The sequence below is a fragment of the Microcoleus sp. N9_A2 genome (genome assembly GCF_036701775.1).
GTDB lineage: Bacteria > Cyanobacteriota > Cyanobacteriia > Cyanobacteriales > Microcoleaceae > Microcoleus.
On record NZ_JAUBRH010000041.1, the window covers coordinates 14,165 to 36,401 of the forward strand.

19 protein-coding genes and 1 pseudogene are annotated in these 22,237 nt (G+C 45.1%); 8 read left to right on the forward strand and 12 right to left on the reverse strand.

What is annotated here, in order from left to right; translation table 11 throughout:
* Positions 1 to 149 precede the first annotated feature (149 nt).
* Complete coding sequence (locus QUA44_RS20840) at positions 150 to 1,298, reverse strand: Re/Si-specific NAD(P)(+) transhydrogenase subunit alpha (protein ID WP_333253932.1); 1,149 nt, start codon at positions 1,296 to 1,298, stop codon at positions 150 to 152.
* A 528-nt stretch (positions 1,299 to 1,826) separates the two neighbouring features.
* Here QUA44_RS20840 and QUA44_RS20845 point away from each other — a divergent pair.
* From QUA44_RS20845 to QUA44_RS20855, 3 genes and pseudogenes are all read left to right on the forward strand, one after another.
* The gene (locus tag QUA44_RS20845) at positions 1,827 to 2,339 is read left to right on the forward strand and encodes a DUF2808 domain-containing protein (RefSeq protein WP_333253930.1); all 513 of its coding nucleotides are present in this window, start codon (positions 1,827 to 1,829) and stop codon (positions 2,337 to 2,339) included.
* A 450-nt stretch (positions 2,340 to 2,789) separates the two neighbouring features.
* Positions 2,790 to 4,058 carry an MFS transporter gene (locus QUA44_RS20850; protein WP_333253928.1) on the forward strand — a complete coding sequence of 423 codons (1,269 nt, stop codon included), beginning with the start codon at positions 2,790 to 2,792 and terminating at the stop codon, positions 4,056 to 4,058.
* 201 nt (positions 4,059 to 4,259) lie between these two features.
* Positions 4,260 to 5,749 (forward strand): annotated as a pseudogene (locus QUA44_RS20855) (DHA2 family efflux MFS transporter permease subunit).
* Positions 5,750 to 5,781: 32 nt separating this feature from the next.
* Here QUA44_RS20855 and QUA44_RS20860 read toward each other — a convergent pair.
* The 9 genes from QUA44_RS20860 to QUA44_RS20900 all read right to left on the reverse strand — a co-directional run bounded on the left by QUA44_RS20860 (position 5,782) and on the right by QUA44_RS20900 (position 13,518).
* Positions 5,782 to 6,549, reverse strand: a complete 768-nt coding sequence (locus QUA44_RS20860; protein WP_333253922.1) for an ATP-binding cassette domain-containing protein — start codon at positions 6,547 to 6,549, stop codon at positions 5,782 to 5,784.
* A gap of 198 nt (positions 6,550 to 6,747) precedes the next feature.
* Positions 6,748 to 7,626: a glycine--tRNA ligase subunit alpha gene (gene glyQ / locus QUA44_RS20865; protein WP_332995334.1), complete on the reverse strand. Its 879-nt coding sequence runs from the start codon at positions 7,624 to 7,626 to the stop codon at positions 6,748 to 6,750.
* A 126-nt stretch (positions 7,627 to 7,752) separates the two neighbouring features.
* Entirely contained in the window at positions 7,753 to 8,040 is a 288-nt protein-coding gene (locus QUA44_RS20870; RefSeq protein WP_333253919.1) for an NfeD family protein, read from the reverse strand.
* 94 nt (positions 8,041 to 8,134) lie between these two features.
* Entirely contained in the window at positions 8,135 to 8,422 is a 288-nt protein-coding gene (locus tag QUA44_RS20875) for an NfeD family protein (protein WP_332973118.1), read from the reverse strand.
* A gap of 907 nt (positions 8,423 to 9,329) precedes the next feature.
* Positions 9,330 to 9,800, reverse strand: coding sequence for a GNAT family N-acetyltransferase (locus QUA44_RS20880; protein ID WP_333253915.1), 471 nt, complete (start codon positions 9,798 to 9,800; stop codon positions 9,330 to 9,332).
* Positions 9,797 to 10,429 (reverse strand): type I restriction endonuclease, encoded by a 633-nt coding sequence (locus QUA44_RS20885; RefSeq protein WP_333253912.1) that lies wholly within the window; start codon positions 10,427 to 10,429, stop codon positions 9,797 to 9,799. Before QUA44_RS20885 ends, QUA44_RS20880 begins: the two co-directional genes overlap by 4 nt.
* 43 nt (positions 10,430 to 10,472) lie before the next feature.
* Positions 10,473 to 11,522: a DUF1611 domain-containing protein gene (locus QUA44_RS20890; RefSeq protein ID WP_333253910.1), complete on the reverse strand. Its 1,050-nt coding sequence runs from the start codon at positions 11,520 to 11,522 to the stop codon at positions 10,473 to 10,475.
* An 80-nt stretch (positions 11,523 to 11,602) separates the two neighbouring features.
* Positions 11,603 to 12,388 carry a Uma2 family endonuclease gene (locus QUA44_RS20895; RefSeq protein ID WP_333253963.1) on the reverse strand — a complete coding sequence of 262 codons (786 nt, stop codon included), beginning with the start codon at positions 12,386 to 12,388 and terminating at the stop codon, positions 11,603 to 11,605.
* 47 nt (positions 12,389 to 12,435) lie between these two features.
* Positions 12,436 to 13,518: a dipeptide epimerase gene (locus tag QUA44_RS20900; protein WP_333253908.1), complete on the reverse strand. Its 1,083-nt coding sequence runs from the start codon at positions 13,516 to 13,518 to the stop codon at positions 12,436 to 12,438.
* Between the two features lie 121 nt (positions 13,519 to 13,639).
* Here QUA44_RS20900 and QUA44_RS20905 point away from each other — a divergent pair, with 121 nt between their 5' ends.
* Positions 13,640 to 14,353, forward strand: a complete 714-nt coding sequence (locus QUA44_RS20905) for a hypothetical protein (RefSeq protein ID WP_333253905.1) — start codon at positions 13,640 to 13,642, stop codon at positions 14,351 to 14,353.
* A 48-nt stretch (positions 14,354 to 14,401) separates the two neighbouring features.
* Positions 14,402 to 14,860: an NADAR family protein gene (locus tag QUA44_RS20910; RefSeq protein WP_333253902.1), complete on the forward strand. Its 459-nt coding sequence runs from the start codon at positions 14,402 to 14,404 to the stop codon at positions 14,858 to 14,860.
* A gap of 441 nt (positions 14,861 to 15,301) precedes the next feature.
* On the opposite strand, the gene QUA44_RS20915 is transcribed toward QUA44_RS20910, so the two are convergent.
* Together QUA44_RS20915 and QUA44_RS20920 are read right to left on the reverse strand one after the other, a co-directional pair.
* Positions 15,302 to 16,006 carry a hypothetical protein gene (locus tag QUA44_RS20915; RefSeq protein WP_333253900.1) on the reverse strand — a complete coding sequence of 235 codons (705 nt, stop codon included), beginning with the start codon at positions 16,004 to 16,006 and terminating at the stop codon, positions 15,302 to 15,304.
* A gap of 190 nt (positions 16,007 to 16,196) precedes the next feature.
* Positions 16,197 to 16,466 carry a hypothetical protein gene (locus tag QUA44_RS20920; protein ID WP_332984812.1) on the reverse strand — a complete coding sequence of 90 codons (270 nt, stop codon included), beginning with the start codon at positions 16,464 to 16,466 and terminating at the stop codon, positions 16,197 to 16,199.
* A 375-nt stretch (positions 16,467 to 16,841) separates the two neighbouring features.
* Here QUA44_RS20920 and QUA44_RS20925 point away from each other — a divergent pair, with 375 nt between their 5' ends.
* The 3 genes from QUA44_RS20925 to QUA44_RS20935 all read left to right on the forward strand — a co-directional run bounded on the left by QUA44_RS20925 (position 16,842) and on the right by QUA44_RS20935 (position 22,219).
* Positions 16,842 to 19,793: a tetratricopeptide repeat protein gene (locus QUA44_RS20925; protein ID WP_333253898.1), complete on the forward strand. Its 2,952-nt coding sequence runs from the start codon at positions 16,842 to 16,844 to the stop codon at positions 19,791 to 19,793.
* A gap of 167 nt (positions 19,794 to 19,960) precedes the next feature.
* On the forward strand, positions 19,961 to 20,677 hold the full coding sequence (locus tag QUA44_RS20930; RefSeq protein ID WP_333253895.1) for a Uma2 family endonuclease: 717 nt from the start codon (positions 19,961 to 19,963) through the stop codon (positions 20,675 to 20,677).
* Between the two features lie 192 nt (positions 20,678 to 20,869).
* Positions 20,870 to 22,219, forward strand: a complete 1,350-nt coding sequence (locus QUA44_RS20935) for a 16S rRNA (cytosine(967)-C(5))-methyltransferase (RefSeq protein ID WP_333253893.1) — start codon at positions 20,870 to 20,872, stop codon at positions 22,217 to 22,219.
* Positions 22,220 to 22,237: the final 18 nt, after the last annotated feature.

The window sequence follows — 22,237 nt, forward strand, 5'->3', positions numbered from 1 at the left end:
GAAGTCTGCGGAGGCAGACTAAGAAATAACAAGAGAATCTGATTAGTCCGCGGAGGCGGACATTGTTTGTGTAGCCGCGATTTCAATCGCCGGGATATTTTTGTTTGTGTAGCCGCGATTTCAATCGCCGGGATATTTTCATGAACCATCTAATTGACTACGGATGCTTGAGCAGCCAAAGCATCCCGAACTCGCTGGTTGCTAATTTCGCCATCGCGGGCGACACAAGAACCAGCAATGATATCATCTTCAAAATTCAAATTGAGTTCCTGATCTTTCAGCATCAACTGAACTAAAGCCGAGATATTCTTCGAGTAAGTTTCGCTAGCGTGTACCGGCATCGACGAGGGCACATTAATCGGGCCGATAACATTAACGCCGTTCCATTCAACATCTTTCCCCGCTTCAGAACATTCGCAATTGCCGCCTTGTTCGGCCGCGAGGTCAACAATTACCGATCCGGGCTTCATTTGAGAAACCATTTCTCTAGTAACTAAAATAGGTGCTTTTCTGCCAGGAACTTGAGCAGTTGTAATCACTACATCGGAAGCGCTGACGTGTTGAGTCAGGACTTGGCGGGTGTATTCTTTGGCGGCTTCTGATAACTCTTTTGCGTAACCACCGGCGGCGACTGTTTCTTCCTTGAGTTCGACATCAACGAATTTAGCGCCCAAGCTTTGTACTTGTTCTTTGGTTTCTGGGCGGATGTCAAAGGCTTCGACGACTGCGCCCAAACGTCGCGCTGTCGCGATCGCCTGTAAGCCCGCAACGCCTACTCCCATCACCAATATTTTCGCGGGGCGAATGGTACCCGCCGCCGTTGTCAGCATTGGGAAATATTTCGGCAATGCACAAGCTGCAATCAGTACGGCTTTGTAACCGGCGACGTTGGCCTGGGATGACAGTGCATCCATGCTTTGAGCGCGGCTGGTGCGCGGGATCATTTCCATGCTGAATGCCGTTACTTGGCGATCTGCCAACCGCTGCACTAAAGCCGGATTTCCCAAAGGATTCAAAAATCCGATGAAAACTCCTCCTTCGCGAAGTTGATGAACTTCTGATTCTTGCAATTCCCCGATTTTGACGACGACATCGGCTTCGCCCCACAGCGTAGCGGTATCACCGATAACACGAGCTCCGGCTTCTTCGTAAGCAAGATCCGAGAAAAAGGATTTTGCGCCGGCACCGGCCTCTACCCAAACTTCGACGCCTTGTTTGACTAATCGGGCTACAGCGTCGGGTACTAAGGCTACCCGGCGTTCCTCTGCTTGGACTTCTTTGGCGATCGCTAATTTCATTAACTCTCCTTTACTCTAGACATAGACAGGGCGGTTGAAACCGCACGCATACATGGCGGTTGAAACCGCGCCTGGACGAGACAGGGCGGTTGAAACCGCCAGAAAGTCAGACAAAACCTGCCGACGCAGGTTGAAATTCAAATTTCCCAGTCCGCGGAGGCGGACATCGTTTGTGTAGGCGCGATTTCAATCGCTGGCTGTTTTTCCCAGTCCGCGGTTGAAATCGCTTCTGGCTTCTCACGTTGATACTAAAGCCGATCGCCAAAAATACACTCGCTTCTTTAACTTGTCTTATAGATTCAAATTCGCTAAATTGTTAAATTTGCAGCCGAGCATGATAAAATAAAACGCTGCCTAATTCTGTAGTTTGAATGTCAGTTGTCAGTATTACACAAAAAAAAATTGATTGAACTCGGGCGATCGCACTCATCAAATTGCCAAAACAATCGCTATATTAAAGGCATTCATTGCAAATTGCCCGCAGTAAATATTTAAGGTTCCATTCTAATTTTGGTCAGAGGAGCGATTATGAGACGATTATTTTCAGCACTAGCAGTTACAGGTTGTTTGCTGACAGGCTTACCCGCCATCAGTTTAGCCCAGTCGATGCCCGGATTCACAATTTTCGGCGGCCCCGATCGCGCCAACCAATTAAACTATCGCTTGGATTACGGCAAAGCCGGGATGAGCGGCGACAGATACCGGCTACGAATTCCTTCCAAAAAAGTAAGTCTGGCGATCGCCCAACTGAATATTTCCTATCCAGACTATTACAAAGGCGAATTCGACCAAAAAGACATTAAAGTGCGCGTCAAAGACAAAACAATAGAATTGCAAGAAGTAATCTGGGACAAAGAAAATCGATTCATAGAAATTTATCCCACAGAGCCAATTCCTGCCGGTAGCAACGTTGAAGTTGTGCTCTCCAACGTCAGAAACCCCAGTCCCGGCGGAATGTACCATTTCAACGTCCGCATCCGCACTCCAGGGGATGTTCCATTGATGCGTTACCTGGGGACTTGGCTGTTAAGCATTGAGTGAGGGAAGGGCACAAACCGAGTTTGTTTCGACAAAATACGCGGTAACAGCCCGCAAATTCCCCAAAAAACCCGGTTTCTGAGCAACCCGCGATCGGCCAGAAACCGGGCTTTTTGTCGAAAAATACGCGGTAACAGCGGCCAAATTCCATAAAAAACCCGGTTTCTGTGATGGGAGTTCATAAATCCTGAATACTCAAATCTCCACAAATACTTCAAAAGTATTATTTTTGGGTGATCGGACTCCAAAATCAACGAGCATCCTCTATACCTTAAGAAGGAGCAAACAACCCAGTTAAATTCCCCATTCGATTGGGGGATGCAAGGCGGAGGGAGACTCCGCTATAAACAATAAGTACAAAGGTTTTTAGGCGATTGTGAAAATCAATAGCCCAGAGGCGCTACCTACAAAATGTTTACCAATCAAATAGGATTGCTCGATCCGTACTGATACATGAATCTACAAGCAAAAATCAAATCCATAAAACTTCCTCCGGCCCTCAAATCTCGAAATTATCGCCTATTTTTTGCAGGACAAGGCATCTCACTCATTGGCAATTGGATGACCCAAGTCGCTACTATTTGGCTTGTCTACCATTTAAGCGATTCACCTTTGATGCTGGGCGTAGTCGGATTTACCAGTCAAATCCCCACATTAATTTTACTGCCTTTTGCAGGAGTTTTAATCGATCGCTGGAACCGGCACAGAGTCATAATTGCCACTCAAGTATTAGCAATGGTTCAATCCTTAGCCCTAGCATTTTTAGCGCTAACAGGAGTCGTGAACATCTGGCAAATCCTGGTATTGAGTTTCTTTCAAGGGGCAATTAATGCGTTTGACGCACCAGCACGACAAGCTTTCGTGCCCGAAATCGTAGACAAAAAAGAAGACTTAGCAAATGCGATCGCCCTCAACGCTTCCATGTTCAACGGAGCCAGATTGATCGGGCCGGCAATTGCAGGTTTGCTGATAGCTACAATCGGCTCTAGTTATTGTTTCCTGATTGACGGAATCAGCTACATCGCCGTAATTGCAGGCTTATTAGCGATGAAAATCAAGCCGCGCCAAATTCCCGAAACTAATACAAAACCCTTACAAAGATTAAAAGAAGGATTCGTTTACGCCTTCGGCTTTCCGCCGATTAGAGCAATTCTCCTCTTATTATCATTAGTCAGCTTCGCCGGAATGTCACACACAGTATTAGTCCCAATTTTTGCCACAAAAATACTCCACGGCGACGCACAAACCCTCGGCTTTTTGATGGCAGCTTCTGGAGTCGGAGCATTTTCAGGCGCGATTTATTTAATTGGACGAAAAAGTGTCGTCGGTATCGGCAAATTAATTGCTATTTCCCCCGCCGTCATGGGATTCGGACTGATCGGTTTTGGTTTATCCCGAGTCTTGTGGCTGTCATTAATCATGATGTTATTCGTGGGGTGGGGTTTCATCATCCAATTTGCAGCAGGAAACACATTCTTGCAAACAATTGTAGAAGACGACAAACGCGGCAGAGTAATGAGCATCTACACAATGGCATTTTTTGGAGTCACACCATTTGGCAATTTAGTAGCCGGCGGATTGGCCAATTATATCGGCTCTCCCAACACAGTCATACTTGGCGGTATAATTTGTATTTTAGCAGCGGTAGTTTTTAGCAAACAGTTGCCCGCTTTAAAACACTTAGTCAGACCAATTTATCAAAAAATGGGTTTAATTTCCTAAAAAATTGATAAACTTCTCTCCTTCTTGACTCCCCTCTCTTTCTCTGCGCCCTCTGCGCCCTCTGCGGTTAAAACATCCAAATTAATTACACAAGATGCAAAACCAATGGCAAATACCAGTGCAATTCCCCAACAGCAAAGCGACGATCGCGTTCCCTTAAAAACCTGGATCGGCGTCATGGCAACAATGATCGGCGCTTTCATGGCGGTTTTGGACATCCAAATCACCAACGCTTCTATCAAAGATATTCAAGCAGCTTTAGGCGCAACTTTAGAAGAAGGTTCTTGGATTTCCACCTCTTATCTAGTCGCAGAAATTGTCGTAATTCCGCTGACGTGTTGGCTATCGCAGGTGTTCTCTGTTCGCCGCTACATCTTGGTAAATGCCGCTTTCTTTGTATTCTTTTCCATGTGCTGCGCTTGGGCGTGGGATTTGAGTTCAATGATTGTGTTTCGGGGGTTGCAGGGATTGACTGGTGGGATTTTAATTCCGATGGCTTTTACGTTTTTGCTAACAAATTTGCGCCCAAAAAGCAACCAGTCGGCATGGCGATGTTTGCCCTGACAGCTACTTTTGCACCATCCATCGGGCCGACATTGGGAGGTTTGCTGACGGAGAATTACGGCTGGCAATATGTCTTTTATTTAAATTTGGTTCCGGGGCTGCTGCTGCTAGCAGGTGTGTGGTATGCCGTCGCCCCGACGCCGATGCGGCTCGAACTGCTAAAAGGGGGCGACTGGTGGGGAATTGCCTCAATGGCGATCGGCCTGGGTTCCCTGCAAGTTGTGTTAGAAGAAGGCAGCCGCAAAGACTGGTTTAGTTCTGATTTGGTTTTGCGTTTAAGCATAGTTTATGCCATATTTATCAGCGCTTTTTTCTGGATTGAACTAACTAGAAAAAAACCGTTTATTAACCTACGATTATTGAGTCGCCGCAATTTCGCTTTAGCAACTGTTGTGAATGTTTCTTTGGGGGTGGGATTGTACGGTTCGGTATTCATTTTGCCCCTGTATTTAGGTCAGATTCAGCAGTATAATGCCATGCAAATTGGCGAGGTGATTATGTGGGGCGGCGTGCCGCAGTTATTCCTCGTGCCGATGGTGCCGAAATTGATGCAGCGAATCGATCTGCGGCTGATGATTGGCATCGGTGTGAGTTTGTTTGCGGTGAGTTGTTTTATGAATGCCAGCATGACTCACGAGACGGGCATCGATCAGTTGCGTTGGTCGCAATTAGTGCGAGCATTGGGACAGCCTTTAATTATGGTACCGCTGTCAACTATTGCCACGGCTGGTATGGAGAAACACGAGGCTGGTTCGGCTTCTGGTTTGTTTAATATGATGCGAAATATGGGAGGTTCGATGGGGATTGCGGCCCTAGGAACTTTGGTGACGATGCGCGAGCAATTTCACTCGAATCGATTAGGGGAATCTGTTTCTTTGTACAATCAGGCAACGCAGGAGAGAATAAATCAAATGACTCAGTATTTTGTGAGTCGCGGTGCTGATTTGAGCGTGGCGCAAAATCAGGCAATTCAGGGAATTGATAATATTGTGCGTCGGGAAGCTTATGTGATGGCTTTTAATGATTGTTTTTATTTTGTGGGAATTGCATTGCTGGTAAGCGGGATTGCTATTTTGGGTTTTAAAAAGGTGAAACCGGGTGCGGGTGGTGGAGGGGGCGCTCATTGATTCTGTAGCGCCTCGGCGCACCCTACAAATGTTCACCATTCTTGTTCTGCTTCTGCTTCTGCTTGGATTAAATTTTGCCGCAGTTGCAGCCAATTTATTTGATGAGATGGGGAATATTCGAGGAGTTTTCCGCGCTGTAAATGCAGGACTCGCGTGCTAAACTGTTCGGCTAATTCTAATTGGTGATTGACCATTAAAATTGTGGTTTGATTGTTAGTTAGCTGTGTTAATACTTGCAAAATGTGGGCGGCTTTTCCTGCGTCTAGGGCGGATGTTGGTTCGTCTAAAAGCAATATTTTCGGTTCCAAAATGATGCCGCGGGCGATCGCCACTAACTGTTTTTGGCCAGTGGAAAGCTGCAATTCGGTGCGATCGAGCCATTCTTGGGGTATGTGTAATTGTGCGATCGCCCCGCTAATTCTCTCAGCAATGTTTGATGGAGTCACACCCCGCAACTTCAAAGGATAAGCCAACGCCTCCCGCACCGACATCCCCAAAAGCTTGGATTCTTGCAAAATTAGGGTGATTTGTCTGCGGAGTTCGATCGCAGGTATTTGTCGGTAATCCCGATTTTCCAGATAAATCGAGCCGCTGGTGGGGCTGCTGAGTCGGTTTAACAACCGCAACAGCGTAGTTTTCCCAGCCCCCGAAGGGCCGACAATTGCGATGCGATCGCCCTTGTGCACATCAAACGAGATATTGTCTAATAAGTAGCTAGAGGCGATCGGTGTTTTCAAACTTACACCATCAACACGCAATTGAGCAGTTGTATCTGTATTATTTTCTGAATAATTAGGCATTGAATTAATTTAAAATATGGTATGACTATTGGTCTGTTGTAGGGGCGGGTTTAGCTCATAATTTATGAAACAATCGACTGTATCAAGGCAAAACCCGCCCCCACCAAACGCTTGTAGGGGCTCATAATTTATGAAACAATCGACTGTATCAAGGCAAAACCCGCCCTCTATTAAAGAATCCGTTACCGAACTGCTTTGTCAAACCTTCACAGCTTTATCCAAAGGAAAACCCAAATGTTCGCGCTGTTCCAAATAAAGCTGAGCAACCCGGCGCGCCAAATTCCGAATCTTGGTAATATAGCGAGTTCTTTCCGTCACCGAAATCACACCTCTAGCATCAAGCAAATTGAAAGTGTGAGAACATTTGAGTACATAATCAAGACTAGGTAAAACCAAGCCTTTTTGTGTTAATTGTTCAGCTTCTTGCTCGTACAATCCAAACAAAGTAAACAACAATTCAGGATTAGAAGCTTCAAAATTATAAGTACATTGTTCTATTTCCCCTTGCAGGAAAACATCACCGTAAGTTATACCATCTTTCCACTGAATTTTGGTCATCGCATCAACTTCTTGGAGATACATTGCGAGGCGTTCTAGCCCGTAGGTAATCTCAATCGAAACGGGGCGACAATCTATGCTACCGCACTGTTGAAAATAGGTAAATTGAGTAATTTCCATCCCGTCAAGCCAGACTTCCCAGCCCACACCCCAAGCTCCGAGGGTGGGCGACTCCCAGTTGTCTTCAACGAAACGAATGTCGTGGTCTTCTGGGCGAATTCCTAATGCTCTGAGTGAGTCTAAATAAACTTCTTGAATGTTGGGAGGAGAGGGTTTAATCAGAACTTGATATTGATAGTAATGTTGGAAGCGGTTAGGATTTTCGCCGTAGCGTCCGTCGGTGGGGCGGCGACAGGGTTCGACGTAGGCTACAGACCAAGGTTCGGGGCCAATTGCTCTGAGAAAGGTGTGGGGATTCATGGTTCCTGCACCTTTTTCTGTGTCGTAGGATTGGGCGATCAGGCAGCCTCGATCGCTCCAGAATTGATTCAGTGTTGCAATGACTGATTGAAAGTTCACTGGTTTAAATATGGCTAGGATGTGTCTCAACTTATTTAAGCATAAAAAAGGCAGGGTTTATTTGCATAAACCCTGCCGAAATCATGTGTGGTGTGAAAAATTAGGCAGTTTGGATCGAGTTCTCGTTTAGTCGGCGGGAGTGAGGGAAACTAACAGAGTGATGCTGTCAACGCCGATCACATAAACGGTGTCTCCCGGTGTGAGGGTGATTTGGCGATCGCACCGTGCGGGCCACCAGCTACCTTGGAAGCGGACGCGACCTGTTTGATTTGGGTAAATCGATTCATCGACGACTGCTTCTTCGTTGAAATAGACAAAATTGGTGTTGATGTAGTTGTCGATTAACATATTGTTTTCTGTGCTGTAAGTGTGAATAGAAAAAATAGAACCGAAAGCTTTTGCTAAATTGAACATTTCCCTGACTCCTTTTGTGTTAATATATATGGAAGTTTAATCGCCTATTTATGCTATTTTAAAGGTCGCATTTCCTGGTTGTTGATGCTCTGATTTAGTCTGCGGGAGCGAGGGAAACTAACAGAGTGATGCTGTCAACGCCGATGACATAAACGGTGTCTCCGGGTGTGAGGGTGATTTGGCGATCGCACCGTGCGGGCCACCAGCTACCTTGGAAGCGGACGCGACCTGTTTGATTCGGGTAAATCGATTCATCGACGACTGCTTCTTCGTTGAAATAGTGAAAATTGGTGTTGACGTAATTTTTGATTAACATATTGTTGGCGGTGCTGTATCCTTGAGTGGAGAAGATAGAGCCGAAAGCTTTTAGTACGTTGAACATGATATTTACTCCTGTTGTGTTAAAATATAGGGATGTGTAATTGTCTGTTTGTGCTATTTAAGAGGCTGCATTTCCTCGGTTGAGATTGATTGATTGCCCTGATATTTCATTGTTCTTGTCTTGTCTGCCTCTACCCGGATTAAAGGTAAAGAATTTTTGAAATATTGAAGGGATTTGAGCAGCGGTTGCGGGCGGTCTAAATTCGGTAATTCCGAGGTATTGAATTAAGGATTTAGTGGTTGAGCCGTTGGTGGGTTTTGCCTCAAGGGTAGATGTTGTCAACTACATTAGAGATTGATTGATTCCGCATTACTGCTACTGTGAAAATGTTTTATTTTTGGGGTTACTTTTTTTGACTGGGTTGTGACTCGTTTGCTCTACACTTACTAATTTGCCAGGAATCGAATGTCTGTGGGGCGATCGCCCTGACACTTTCTCTCTCTGGTATTGGCACAGGACAATTTCACAACCGCAATCAACGATTTATCAATTGTTTCAGCCTACGAATCTGGCTGATAGTTGTGCCAATTCAGCCAAGTGGACTACCGCAGGCTGTGAACTCTGAACTTACGCAATCTCTGTAGCCCCATCAGGAAGATCCATATATATCTAGTCCATGACTGACACCATCTCCGGTAAAATACCCGTTATGAGTTTGTAGTGACGAATGCAAGTGCGATCGAGTCTGATGAGGTAGAAGTTTTTGATGAATGCACGTCGATCGCACCCTGCAATCGAGTCTGAGACGCATAATCTCTATATGTAGGGCGATGCACACTGCACCGCGAATCCTATAAGTAGCGTACAAAACCACTTTTTAGCTTTAGCCCTGTAATCGCAATTATGGAACAAGTCGAAATTAAAATCAATTCATAAATTCAGAATCTTAAATTCATAAAAGTCATACTTATAAAAAACTTTCTCGATACTGCATAATTGTTACAGGAATTCTGAATAAAATTTTAGCTAACTGAGACAAACCGAACTTAAATTTAAGCGACTGCGGCAAATCTTGCACAGAAACTTCTACGAAGCCAAAGCGAGTATAAAATGATGCGAGTCGCTTTCCCAAACATTCTAAGTATAGCGGTTCTGTAGCTTGTTGAATTAAATATTTTGTGAGATAAATGCCCAAACCGCGATCGCGCCAATCCTTCGCCACCACCAAACTACCCAACTCTTGCGCGCCGGAAAAGTTGCGCAACTGTCCGCAAGCCGCCAATTTTCCCTCACATTCAATAACCCAGAATTGCTCCCAGCGCAACTGAGTTGGATCGAGTTTGGCACTCCAGACTAACTTTCTAATTGATTTGATATCTTGCTCCGACGCTGGGCGTAGAACGCATTCTGGGGGTAAGGAAACAGAACTTGCAATCATGAGTTATAGTTGGAAACTACAGCAGCGATTCGTTTGAAAATGCGAAAAACTTCGTAAAAGTCCTGGGCGCGATCGATTACAAACTCATAAGATAAAGCGTACTGCGGAGTGTCTTGTTTAACCAATTTAATGAATCTGAAGTTGCTGCCATTTGTCAGAAGTCCAAAAGTTGGTCTGTCAGGATTGGGGTTACTCAGCATATAAAAGAGTAGCTGTGGAAGTCCTGCATCAAGGGAATATTGAGCTCGCTTGGCTTCGATCGCCACAACCCAAAAAGATTCAATTAAAAGCAGAATATCAATACTTCCTCTGACAAGTATACCTTCATCCACCGTAAGAAGTTCCACCGATTTTTCGGACTCTATGTGAAACGGAGTTAGGAAAAAATCTGCTAAAAATAGCAAGGGAGCCAATACCACCATTTTCACGGTATCTTCGATCATGGGGTACTGGGCACTGTTAATATAGCCAACCTTTATTTTGTCTAGATAGCGCTTTTCTTCATCAATAATTTCTGGTAAATCGTCAATCCACTCCCGGAAAAATTGCTCGTCTTCTGCAAGTTGGAAGTTAAATTTTGTTTTGACATCGCGCAGTGTCAGTGTTTTTGCTTGAATGCTTTGTGTCATAATTTTCAGTAGCTCTTAGCTAGTTGTAACTTATTGTAGCATATCAATTGGCGATCGCCCCCAGCAACACCTCCGCGCCAAACCGCACCGGATCGGTACAAGCCAATCCCGTTTCTGCTTGAATTTCAGCTATTGCTAACAGCGCATCTGCCTCATTTAAGTGATGAGTGTTAAGGGCGATCGCGCTCACTTTTGCCCCGACAAAAGCACCCGCAGCAGCAGCTACCATTTCGTACAATTCAACCACTTTCGATAACCTGGGAATTGCTACGTGCGGGTGATGGCGAAGGTGAATTTGTCCGGCTCGGTGCGCTAAAATTAAGTGAGTTGGCTGCGTACCCCGCAACAGCGGCAGAGTCGCCGTCGAACCCGGATGCAGTAGCGAACCTTGCCCTTCTACGTGCAGAATATCGCATTCCGAACCCAATTTTATCACCGCTTGTTCGACAGCACCAGCGGCAAAATCAACTCGTACTGCATCCAAAGCAATGCCTTCATTTCCAATCATTAAACCCGTTTGTCCGGTTGCTAAAAATTTGGAACGCCAACCCCGCTGCAAACAAGTGCGATTGAGTTCCAAACTGGTTGACATTTTGCCAACGCTCATATCTGTACCGACGGTTAACACGCGGCGACAGCTTAATTTAGCAGCGGCGGCAGAGGCGATCGCCCCAACAGACTTCGGTTCCTGACGCACGTCCCAAATCCATTGATTTTCGGTTAACGGAACCGTTATCAAAGGTGCAAGTTTCGCGTGCAAACCGTTGACAACCGACAAACCTGCTGCTACCGCTTGATTAATTTCTGGCAACCATTCCGGCGGCAAAACACCGCCAGATGGAGCGATACCAATTAGCAAAATATCCGGCACAAATTGCAGTGCTTCTGCAACGGAAGCAACAATCGGTACTTGCTGAGGAATACCAGTTAATTCAGACAAAGATTTTCCTGTACATTGGCGGTCAATTACTGCTACAATTTGTGCTTCGCTGTAGCGTAAAAAGGCTAAGCCTGTTTTGCCGGAATGGCCGAGAATTCCCTCGTGCAGCAAGATAGCAACTTTGCCATTTTTGATAGGATAGTTTTGAGTCATTGGTTCACTTTTAAGATCGGGGATTGTAGATTGTAGATTAAATCTACAATCTACAATTGATTATTCGCTATGATTTGCGATTACTGATTTAAAGCATTCGGATCTTCTCCCAATTCTCGCAATCTGGCCTCTAGTCGCGAGGCTCGTTGGCGTTCCTGTTCGGCTTGCTGTTGAGCAGCTTCGGCTTGCTGTTGAGCAGTTTCTACTTGCTGTTGAGCAGCTTCCTCAGGTAACAGAATTAGATTGCCAGACTCGTCGTAGAAACGCGCCCAGACTGCTGTTTCTCGATCGACAATTCCTTCCCAAGCCCCCAACCAAAAGCCTAAAGTTTGACTCCACAGCCAACCCCGCTCGTTGGGTACTAACGGTTGATAGCGTTGATTATTATCTAAATGCCATCCCCGCAAAGAATTCGGATCGAAAGGATCGAAAACAAAATAATCAGGCGTTCTAAAAACCTGCTCGTAAATATCCTTTTTTTTGCCTGTATCCTGATTTGCCGTTGACGGCGACAGCAGTTCCACAATGACATCCGGGTAACGTCCGTTTTCTTCCCAAACTACCCAGCCTTGTCGGGAAGTATTGCTGTCAACACCCAACACAGCGAAAAAATCCGGGCCTCGGAAATCCTGATTGCGAATCTGTTTAGCACTGTAATAAATAAACATATTGCCACCGACAAAAAAATCGTTCCGGCTAGCTAAACCTTGTTCTACGGAACGGATTAAAACGTTCATGGCTATACGGTGGCGGTTGCTTTCCATTTCTGCACCATCATCAAAAATTAAATCAGTCGGCGGCTTGTGTCCTTCAAAGAAAAGCTCTGCTTCTCTATCAGTTTCCTCTGCAATTGATTCCACTGGCATCATGGCATTTCCAGATTAGTTTTGAGCGATACCTTTATTCTACAATGTCAATCTTCTACAATGTCAATTCGCTGCACTCCCAATCCCGATCGCCCATTTGGCAACAAACACCCATTTTCAACGACTGCACCGGTGAAAGGATCGTCGATTAAATTTAAGTGACTGTCCAAATCCAAATAGTCAGCTAGGGGTGAAAGTTGTGCTGCTGCTGTATTTGCGATCGCACTATCGGAATAGCAGCCGAACATCACTTCCAAATTGCAGGCTTTGGCGATGTGAATCATCCGCATAGCTTCGCTCAATCCGCCGGATTTCATCATTTTGATATTGATGCCGTGGACGCATTGTGCTAACTTCGGTATATCCGAACTATTAAAACAACTTTCATCAGCAAAAATTGGCAGCGGTGATTGACGGTAAAGTTCTGCGAATTCAGCCAAATCTGCTACTGGTGACAGCGGCTGTTCGACATACTTGATGTTATATTTTTCCAGCCAGCGACACATTTGAACAGCATCTTTTAAACTCCAACCGCCGTTAGCATCAACACTGATTTGAATGTTGGGTGGCGCTTCGTCTAATACTGCGATTAACATAGCTTTGTCGGCTTCGATTCCTTCGGGATTGCCCAATTTTACCTTGACGGCGCGGTATTTGATGCTTGCGGGATCTGTCGCATCTTTGCCAAACCAATCGCGCACTCTTTCTCTTGCACCAGACGGCGAATTTATGCCGATGGTGACGGATGTGGGGACGATGCGCGATCGATCTAATCCCCACATTTTCCACAGCGGCAAGCCTGCTTTGTGGCCCAGCCAGTCGTGCATTGCCATGTCGATGCCGGCGCGGGCGGCGGAGGGTAACTCGACTTCGATGAAGATTTGTTCGACTTTTTGGCGATCGAACGGAGTAAACTTTTCTAGTAGCGGTGCAACTTCCTGCAATGCTGCTAGCAGACTTTCGGTAGTTTGGGGCTTAGAACCTCTGGAAAAGGGGGATGCTTCTCCCCAACCTTCGATACCTTCGTGTGTTAATTTTACCCATAAATTCGTACTTTGGGCTGTTGTACCGCGGCTGATGGTTAGGGCAAACCGCTTGCGGACAGTGAATGTTTCAATTTGAACGTGCATTGTCAGTGATTGGTGATTTTTTGTAGATAAAAATCCGAGGTGGCGGATTGCGCCTCTCTTGCGATTTTTGACTTTTTACTTTATAGTTTGATTTTGCTTGTTCTAGTTTATCAAAAACTTGATGAAATTCCTAATTTCTGTTTCGCCGAAGAGAGTTGCTTTCTCTCTCAGCATTTGGGTGCTCTTTTTTGCTGTTGCTGGTTGCATTGTACAAGTTCTGCGCTACGGTTTCAACTATCAAGAACGCTGGATTAGTTTATTTAATTTAGACAGGGAAATAAATTATCCTTCGTGGTACTCGTCATTTACTTTGCTGTTTTGCGCGATTTTGCTAGGTATTATTGCTACTGCTAAGAAGAAGCAGGGCGATCGGTATTTTGGACACTGGAAAGCGCTGGCATTCATGTTTGTATTTTTTTCTTTAGATGAAATATTGAGTCTGCACGAAATATTAATTATTAACGACTTGCGAAAAGCACTAGATTTAGGGGGAATTTTTTACTTCATTTGGGTAATTCCGGGGGCAATTTTTGTTGCGGTTACTGCGCTGGCTTATCTCAAGTTTCTCCGGCACCTACCCCGGAAAACAAGGCATTTCTTTTTACTGGCAGGCAGTATATATGTCGGTGGAGCACTTGGCATGGAAATGGTTTGTGGCTATTATGCAGATGCGGTAGGTCAGCGAAACTTGATCTACGGTTTGTTGGCTTCTGTTGAGGAAATTTTGGAAATGGTAGGGGTGATAGTATTTATCTATGCCCTGCTGTCTTACATCGCTTCCTATCTTGAAACTATTGATTTGCGGTTGAAGATAGTGGATAATACCGAGAGGTAAAACTGACCATCAATCAAGATTATTAACGAAATTGAAATCGCAGACTTTATGGCTATCTATTTCTACACCACTGGCAGCGAATACGGCTGTTTTTCTAATTTTTCCAGTCATGGATTCGAGTTAGACGGAGAATATTGGCCAACTACTGAGCATTATTTTCAAGCACAAAAGTTTCCCGCAACGGTTCACTGCGACCAAATTCGCCAAGCAAAAACACCGAAAGATGCAGCAAAAATGGGACGCGATCGATCTCGTCCCCTCCGCAAAGATTGGGAAGACGTAAAAGATGATATGATGCGAAAAGCCGTACTCCGAAAATTTGAAACTCATGCCGAAATTAGAGAAATTTTACTCGCTACTGCGGATGAGGAAATAGTCGAAAATTCCCCTGTTGATTACTATTGGGGTTGCGGTAAAGATGGCAGCGGCAAAAATATGTTGGGCCAGATTTTAATGGAAGTAAGGGAAATATTGCGAAAACGCACGCCCGAGAAAAACATAATTTAAATTTCCCATCATAAAGCAGGACTTGTTTAATAGTAAGTCCTGCAAAGCTCTAAGCGAGCATTTTCCCAATTTTATTAAACACGCTGACTCAAAAATCCGCCTGACCGACTGTCGAATTTTGTGCCAATCTCCTCAGGCTGTTCTGGTAGAGGGTTTAGCCTCTCCGAGAAGACTGCAAAGCAGGGGAAACGGTAAAAACCCTGCACCACATTTTGATTTCAACAACTACTGTCAACCCGAATTAACTTTTATCGTCGCAAGTACAGCATTTGTTCGCCAGTCGCCTCCCGGACACGGTTCTCCTTAGGGTGGCGATTCACAGGTCAAACAGCAAAACTCCTGTTCTGGTTAAAGTTTGTTTTTTATTGATGCTGTATCTTTCTATTGTGTTGGATTTGTGTCAAGTCTTAGCTGTTGTACAGAATTCTTTACATTTGTGATTTATTTGGATATAATTGCGCCACTCTGTCGCAGTTGCTGTTGAATTCGGTTAAATTCTTTGTGTTCTGCACTTAGCAAAGTATTGTCGATCGGCGATCGCATATCCCACTGCAATTCGGACAATAACAACAAACAGCCGGCCATAATTATGCCAGTGGTTAGATATTGCCAAGGTGCAACAAAAGTTAATAGAGGGATGCTAAATAAATGAGTTAGTCCGATCGCGATAAAAGTGCGCGATCGCAAACCGAGTCCAGTACAAAAATAGCCGATCGCGCTCAACCCCAACCATAAATCGCAAAGGTGCAGCAACAAACCTCCCCAACCGGCAAAAATACTGCAATCGGTCAGAACCAAACCAGTTATCATCAAAATCGCCCAAGAGTAAAGAATCCAGCTAACTCGCTCGACTCTTACCCAAAACAAAGTCAAAACAGCCATTGCCGCAGTGCCAACTAAAGTCAAACTTGACCACAGAATCGCCTGAAAGCTCCAACTGATAGGGACAAACTGAGCCGTAAAAAAAATCCCCCCTGTCACCAAACCCCAAAGCAGAAAAGTTTGGTCGATGCGGGTATAAAGTCCTGAGAAAAGAGTAATATTTCCAATTTGCCAGCGGAGTTGCAACAGGCCTTCGCGGTCTTGTACGTCGAGATGTTCCTGTTTGCAGCGGATTAGGGGTTCGGAGGCGTTGAAAAAGGTCATCCAGTGTTGGGGAAAGTATGAAGTTTTGTGTATTGTAACAAGTCTTAAGGAATATTTTTCAGATTTTTTCTTGTTCCCTGGCTCTGCCTGGGGACGCAGATTTGGAGGCTCTGCTTGCTGTTTTCCTCAGCAACCGAAGAGGCAGAAGGCTGCGTTAAGCTTTGGACTAACGCAGCCTTGAGATTTGAGCTCAAGCAAGTCTCCAATTCTTATCTTTTGGAGAATAAATGAAGGCAACATTCACAAGAATTGAGCCATCTTTTTTGCCTGTAGAGTAAATTTGCCACGTACCTGTGGGAACCTGTCGCAGATAGGGTTTATTTTTTCTTAGCCGATCGTAGATTGAGCTTTTTGAGCATTTGGTATATTCGGCGGCACGTTCAACATTGCAGCCCATTTCCACCAAAACTGCGATCGGCTGGGTGAACAGATTGAGCTGTTCGCTGTTATAATTAGTCATGAGAAATCCTCGGTCTATATAGACCATAAACAACATGAGAGTCCTACTGGTTGCAGCCAGTGGCTCCCGAAAACTGATAAGCAATTGAGAGCGTCTCTAGTACCACCTAGGGGCGCTTGTTTGCTTGTTAAAGGCAGTCTAACACTGCTTCAAAAAATATACAACAAAAATAACGTATATTTTTACAACCTATGGTAAATTAGACGTATAAGTTCTCAAAGCCTTGTCTAACAAGCATTTTCTCCTTCCCTGCTCTGCCTGGGGACGCTGATCCGGAGGCTGTGCCTCCTGTTTTCCTCCGCAACCGACGAGGCAGAGCCTCTAGATATAGGTTCCCAGGCACAGCCGAGGAACCAGTTAAACCCAATAGATATTATGAAAAATACATTTATCTCTCGATTTACTCCTAGCTTGATGTCACCAGAAACCCTGGAAGCTATCTTAGTACAGCGTCACGCACTGGCAGAACATTTAGTAGAGCTAATTCGGGTGAGCGCCCTAACAGATAACAAGCATTTTCAACTACTAATTGGGCCGCGCGGCATTGGCAAAACGCACTTGGTTTCCCTGATTTATCATCGCGTAGTTAAGATGGAAGATTTGCGGGATAAATTGCTAATTGCGTGGCTGCAAGAAGAGGAATGGGGGATTGCGTCTTTTTTGGATTTATTGCGGGGAATATTCCGGGCAATTGCTAAAGAATATAAGCCAGAATATGAAGCTCAGTTACAGGATGATGTTGAAAAGCTTTATGATTTGTCGCCGGAGCAAGCTGAATTCAAGGCCGCAGAATTGCTGAGAGACTTTGTTGGCAAGCGGGTGCTATTGTTGATTGTCGAAAATTTAGAGGACGTGTTTAGCGGCTTGGGGGATTTCGGGCAGAAGCAGTTGATGGCGTACATTAAAAATTATTCGTTTTTGACAATTTTGGCAACATCACAAAGTTTGTTTGATGGAGTCAAGCTCTCTAATAATCCTTTTTATGGTTTTTTTGATTTACATGAATTAAATGAGTTTAAGCTCGATGATGCTGTAGCTTTATTAAAGCATATTGCAAAGTTAGAAGGGAATAGTGATTTAGCATCTTTTATTCAAAGTCCAACAGGGCGCGCTCGCATTAAAGTTGTGCATTACCTTTCTGGTGGCAGTCCTCGCGTCTATATTGTCTTTTCGGCTTTTCTGATGACTCCTGAATCGCTAGATAAATTGGTAGAACCGTTCATGGAAATGCTGGATAGCCTCACGCCCTACTATCAGGATCGGATGAAATATCTATCAAATCAGCAGCGAAAAATTGTTGATTTTTTGTGCGATCGAGGTGGTGCCGCACCAGTAAAAGAAATTGCTAAACGCTGTTTTATCGAGCAGCGAACTGTATCTAGCCAACTTAAAGATTTGCGAGATAAGGGTTATGTCAAAACTGAGGAGATAGGACGGGAATCGTGGTATGAATTGCGGGAACCATTGATGCGTTTTTGTCTGGAGGTAAAGAAGCAGCGAAATCAACCGATTCGATTAATTGTGGATTTTATTCGGGTTTGGTATACGCGGCAAGAGTTGCAGCAGCGATTGGGATTGAGGATGGCAGATGTTGATTTTGCGGAGAAAGAAAGTCATTTTATGTATCGGCAAGGTTTGAAACCAATTCCACCTGATGCTGTGATGGAACGAGAATATTACACGCGGGCGCTTGAGGCTATTGAGAGAAATGAGGAAGACGCGCGTCTGAAGGCTTATTTTGATGAAATTGAAAATTGTATTGAACAGAAAGACTATGTTTCGGCTTTAGAATATGCGGAAAAATTGGTAGCAAGTCGCGGCGAGGCAAGGGATTGGGTAGAAAAGGGACGCTGTTTAAATAGCCTGGAACGCTACGATGAAGCTTTGGAATGTTTAGATAAGGCTATTGAAAGTGACTCCAATTATGCGAGGGCTTGGGCGAATCGAGGCGATGTACTCGAATGTCTTAAACGCTATGATGAAGCCTTAGTATCCTACGATAGGGCGATCGAACTTGACGAGTATGATCCGTGGCATTGGGCTAAGCGAGGTTATCTACTCAACAACCTCAAACACTATGAAGAAGCCTTAGAATCGTTTGATCGGGCGATCGAACTTGACGAGGATGATCCGTGGGATTGGGCTAGCAGAGGCGATGTACTCGACAACCTCAAACGCTATGAAGAAGCTTTAGAATCTTACGATAGGGCGCTCGAACTAGATGTCAATTATCAGTGGGCTTGGCGTATGCGAGGTGATGTACTCAACAACCTCGAACGCTATGAAGAAGCCTTAGAATCTTACGATTGGGCGATCGAACTTGACGAAAATGATCCGTGGGCTTGGGTTAAGCGAGGGGATGTACTCAACAACCTCGAACGCTATGAAGAAGCCTTAGTATCTTACGATCGGGCTATCGAACTTGATGCGAATTATCTGTTGGTTTGGTTTCTTCGAGGTCTTTTACTCGACACACTCAAACGTTATGAAGAAGCCTTAGTATCTTACGATCGGGCAATCGAACTTGATGCCAATAATCAGTGGGCTTGGGGGTGTCGAGGCTATGTACTCAACAACCTCAAACGCTATGAAGAAGCCTTAGTATCTTACGAGCGGGCGATCGAACTTGACCCCAATGATAAGTCGGATTGGGTTCAGCGAGGTCATGTACTCGACGACCTCAAACGCTATGAAGAAGCCTTAGTATCTTATGATCGGGCGATCGAACTTGACAGCAATTATGAGTGGGCTTGGTTTAGCCGAGGCTGGACGCTGGATAATCTCGGCCGCTATGAAGAAGCTTTAATATCTTGCGACAAAGTGATCGAACTGGGTTCTCAACATTCATCTGTCTTCTTCAACCGTGCCATTGCTATTCTCGGATTGAATCGCTGGGATGAGGGCATCGCCGCCTTAGACGACGCATTCCAACGCCTAGAACCAGGCGATGAAGCTGAGGCAGATGATGCCAAGTTAATTATCAACAACCTATTCGCGAGTACACACAATCTAGCGATATCTCAAACTCGCATCGCCAGCCTAATTGCAGTTTACGAAAAGCACAAAATTATCTCATTTTTAGGACAGGGAATTGTGCGAAACATCCCCGCGCTAATGTCAGAAATGGTAAGCGACAAAGCTGCACGCACTTGGTTAGAATTGTGGGAAGAACTAACCAGCAACTACGAACAATTCCAAATTCCCATGCGCCTGCTGAATGCCGCTGTCCGCTATAAGGAAACCAAGGGCGACAGACGAGTTTTGCTAGAACTTCCTATAGAAGAACGCAATTTATTAGAACCATTGGTGTCAACAAAACCCGAATAAGTAAAACAGGACTTACGCACTCCGACAAAGAAACCGGGTTTTTTACCTAATCTTCGAGTACGAACGAAGTATTTTCGTAAAAAAAACAGGTTTCTGGGCCCCGTGGGTAAGTCCTATAAAATAGGTATAAAATAGAAATTGATGATACTAGCAAAGGACTCATCCCCATGACCGCAACAATTCCAACTAAAACCTCAGCAGAAATCATCTACCCAGACAGCGACGGCAAACCCATGTCAGACAATACCAAACAGTTTGAACTAATTGTCACCATTCAAGGCGGAATAGATGCCTTATACAAAGACAACGAAAATGTCTTTGTAGCAGGTGATTTGCTGTGGTATCCCGTGGAAGGAGATAACAAAACTCGCCAAGCACCTGATACGATGGTAGTGTTTGGCAGACCGAAAGGTTACAGAGGTTCCTACCAACAGTGGCTTGAAGATAATATCGCCCCGCAAGTTGTCTTTGAAATCCTCTCGCCGGGAAATCGAATCGGAGCACTGTTTAAGCTGTTTAATTTCTACCAGGATTATGGAGTCGAAGAATATTATGTCTACAGTCCAGAGGATAATGAATTAATTGGTTGGCTGCGTTCTGATGGAAAACTCAACTATATTGAATTAATGGATGGTTGGGTGAGTCCGCGTTTGCAGATCCGTTTTCAAACTGCATCAGGAGACTTGGAAATTTATCGGCCTGATGGACAGAAGTTTTTGTCTTATGTGGAGTTGTCAAGACAACAGGAATCAGCACAGCGACAAATGGAACTAACACAGCAACAAATGGAACAAGAACGGCAAGATAAAGAGTTAGCACAGCAAAAAGCCGATCGCCTTTCCGAGAAATTGCGAGAAATGGGCATCAATCCCGACGAAATTTGAACAAAAAAGACCGGGCGGTTAAAACCGCGTTATTTTCTTCCGTCCGCAGAGGCGGACATCGTTTGTATAGGCGCGATTTCAATCGCCGTCTTATCTTTGTTTGTATAGATGCGATTTCAATCGCCGTGATTTCTATTTTTTATTTTCAATCCTCAAACAACCTATAATAACTTGACCTATTAGCAAGCCGCCATGCAAAATCCCCGCCAAATAGCTTTTCTCGCACTCCGCGAAGTCCACCGCCGCGGTGCATTCGCAGATGCCGCACTCGATCGCACTTTCCGCAACTCCCAACTCAGCGACCTCGATCGCCGTTTAGTCACAGAATTAGTGTACGGTAGCGTTAGGAGAATGCGATCGATCGACTTCATCATCGACAAACTAGCCACAAAAAAATCCTCCCAACAACCGCCAGACCTCCGCACCCTCCTGCATTTAGGCCTCTATCAACTCCAATATCTCAACAATATTCCCCCCTCCGCCGCCGTCAACACCACCGTTCAACTAGCAAAAGAAAATGGCTTTGCAGGACTCAGCAGTTTTGTCAACGGTTTGCTGCGACAATACATCCGTTTAACAGAAACCGACTTAAACCCATTAACAATTACTAAGTATAAATCATCAGTCGAACGCCTCGGAATTATCCACAGTTTCCCCGACTGGCTAGTAGAATTGTGGATCGAACAAATAGGCGAAACTGAAACGGAACAACTCTGTGAATGGTTCAATCAATCCCCCACAATTCACCTCAGAATCAATCCCTTAAAAACCTCGATCGCCCAAATCGAAACTGCCTTCCAAGCCCAGAACATCTCCACTAGCAGAATCGCCCATTTACCCCAAGCATTAAGACTAAATGGTAGCACCGGCGCAATTCAAAACCTTCCCGGATATAGCGAAGGTTGGTGGACAATCCAAGACAGCAGCGCTCAATTAGTCACCCATTTACTCGATCCACAGCCAGGGGAAATCATCATCGATGCCTGCGCTGCGCCCGGAGGGAAAACCACCCACAGCGCTGAACTAATGCAGGATGAAGGCACTATTTATGCCTGCGACAAAACCGCCAGCAGACTCAAAAAACTTAAAGAAAATGCAGACAGACTCCAGATGAAATCCATTAAAATTCATACCGGAGACAGCCGCGAATTCCCAGAATTTATCAACCTAGCAGACAGAGTATTATTAGACGCACCTTGTTCCGGCCTCGGAACCCTCCACCGCCGCGCCGACGCCCGCTGGCGGCACACGCCGGAAAACATTCAACAACAATCCCAACTGCAATCGGAACTATTAGCAAATGCCGCGACATTTGTCAAGTCCGGCGGCGTATTAGTTTACGCAACTTGCACGATTCATCCCTTGGAAAATGAACAAGTTGTGCGATCGTTCTTAGACAGCAATCCTCACTGGCAAATCGAACTGCCAACAATTGATTTACCCGTACAGCCATCACCCGAAGGATGGGTGAAAGTGTGGCCGCACAGACACCAGATGGACGGCTTTTTTATGGTGAGGCTAAAGCAATTGAAAAAAAACTAAAACCCTTACTCCAAACCG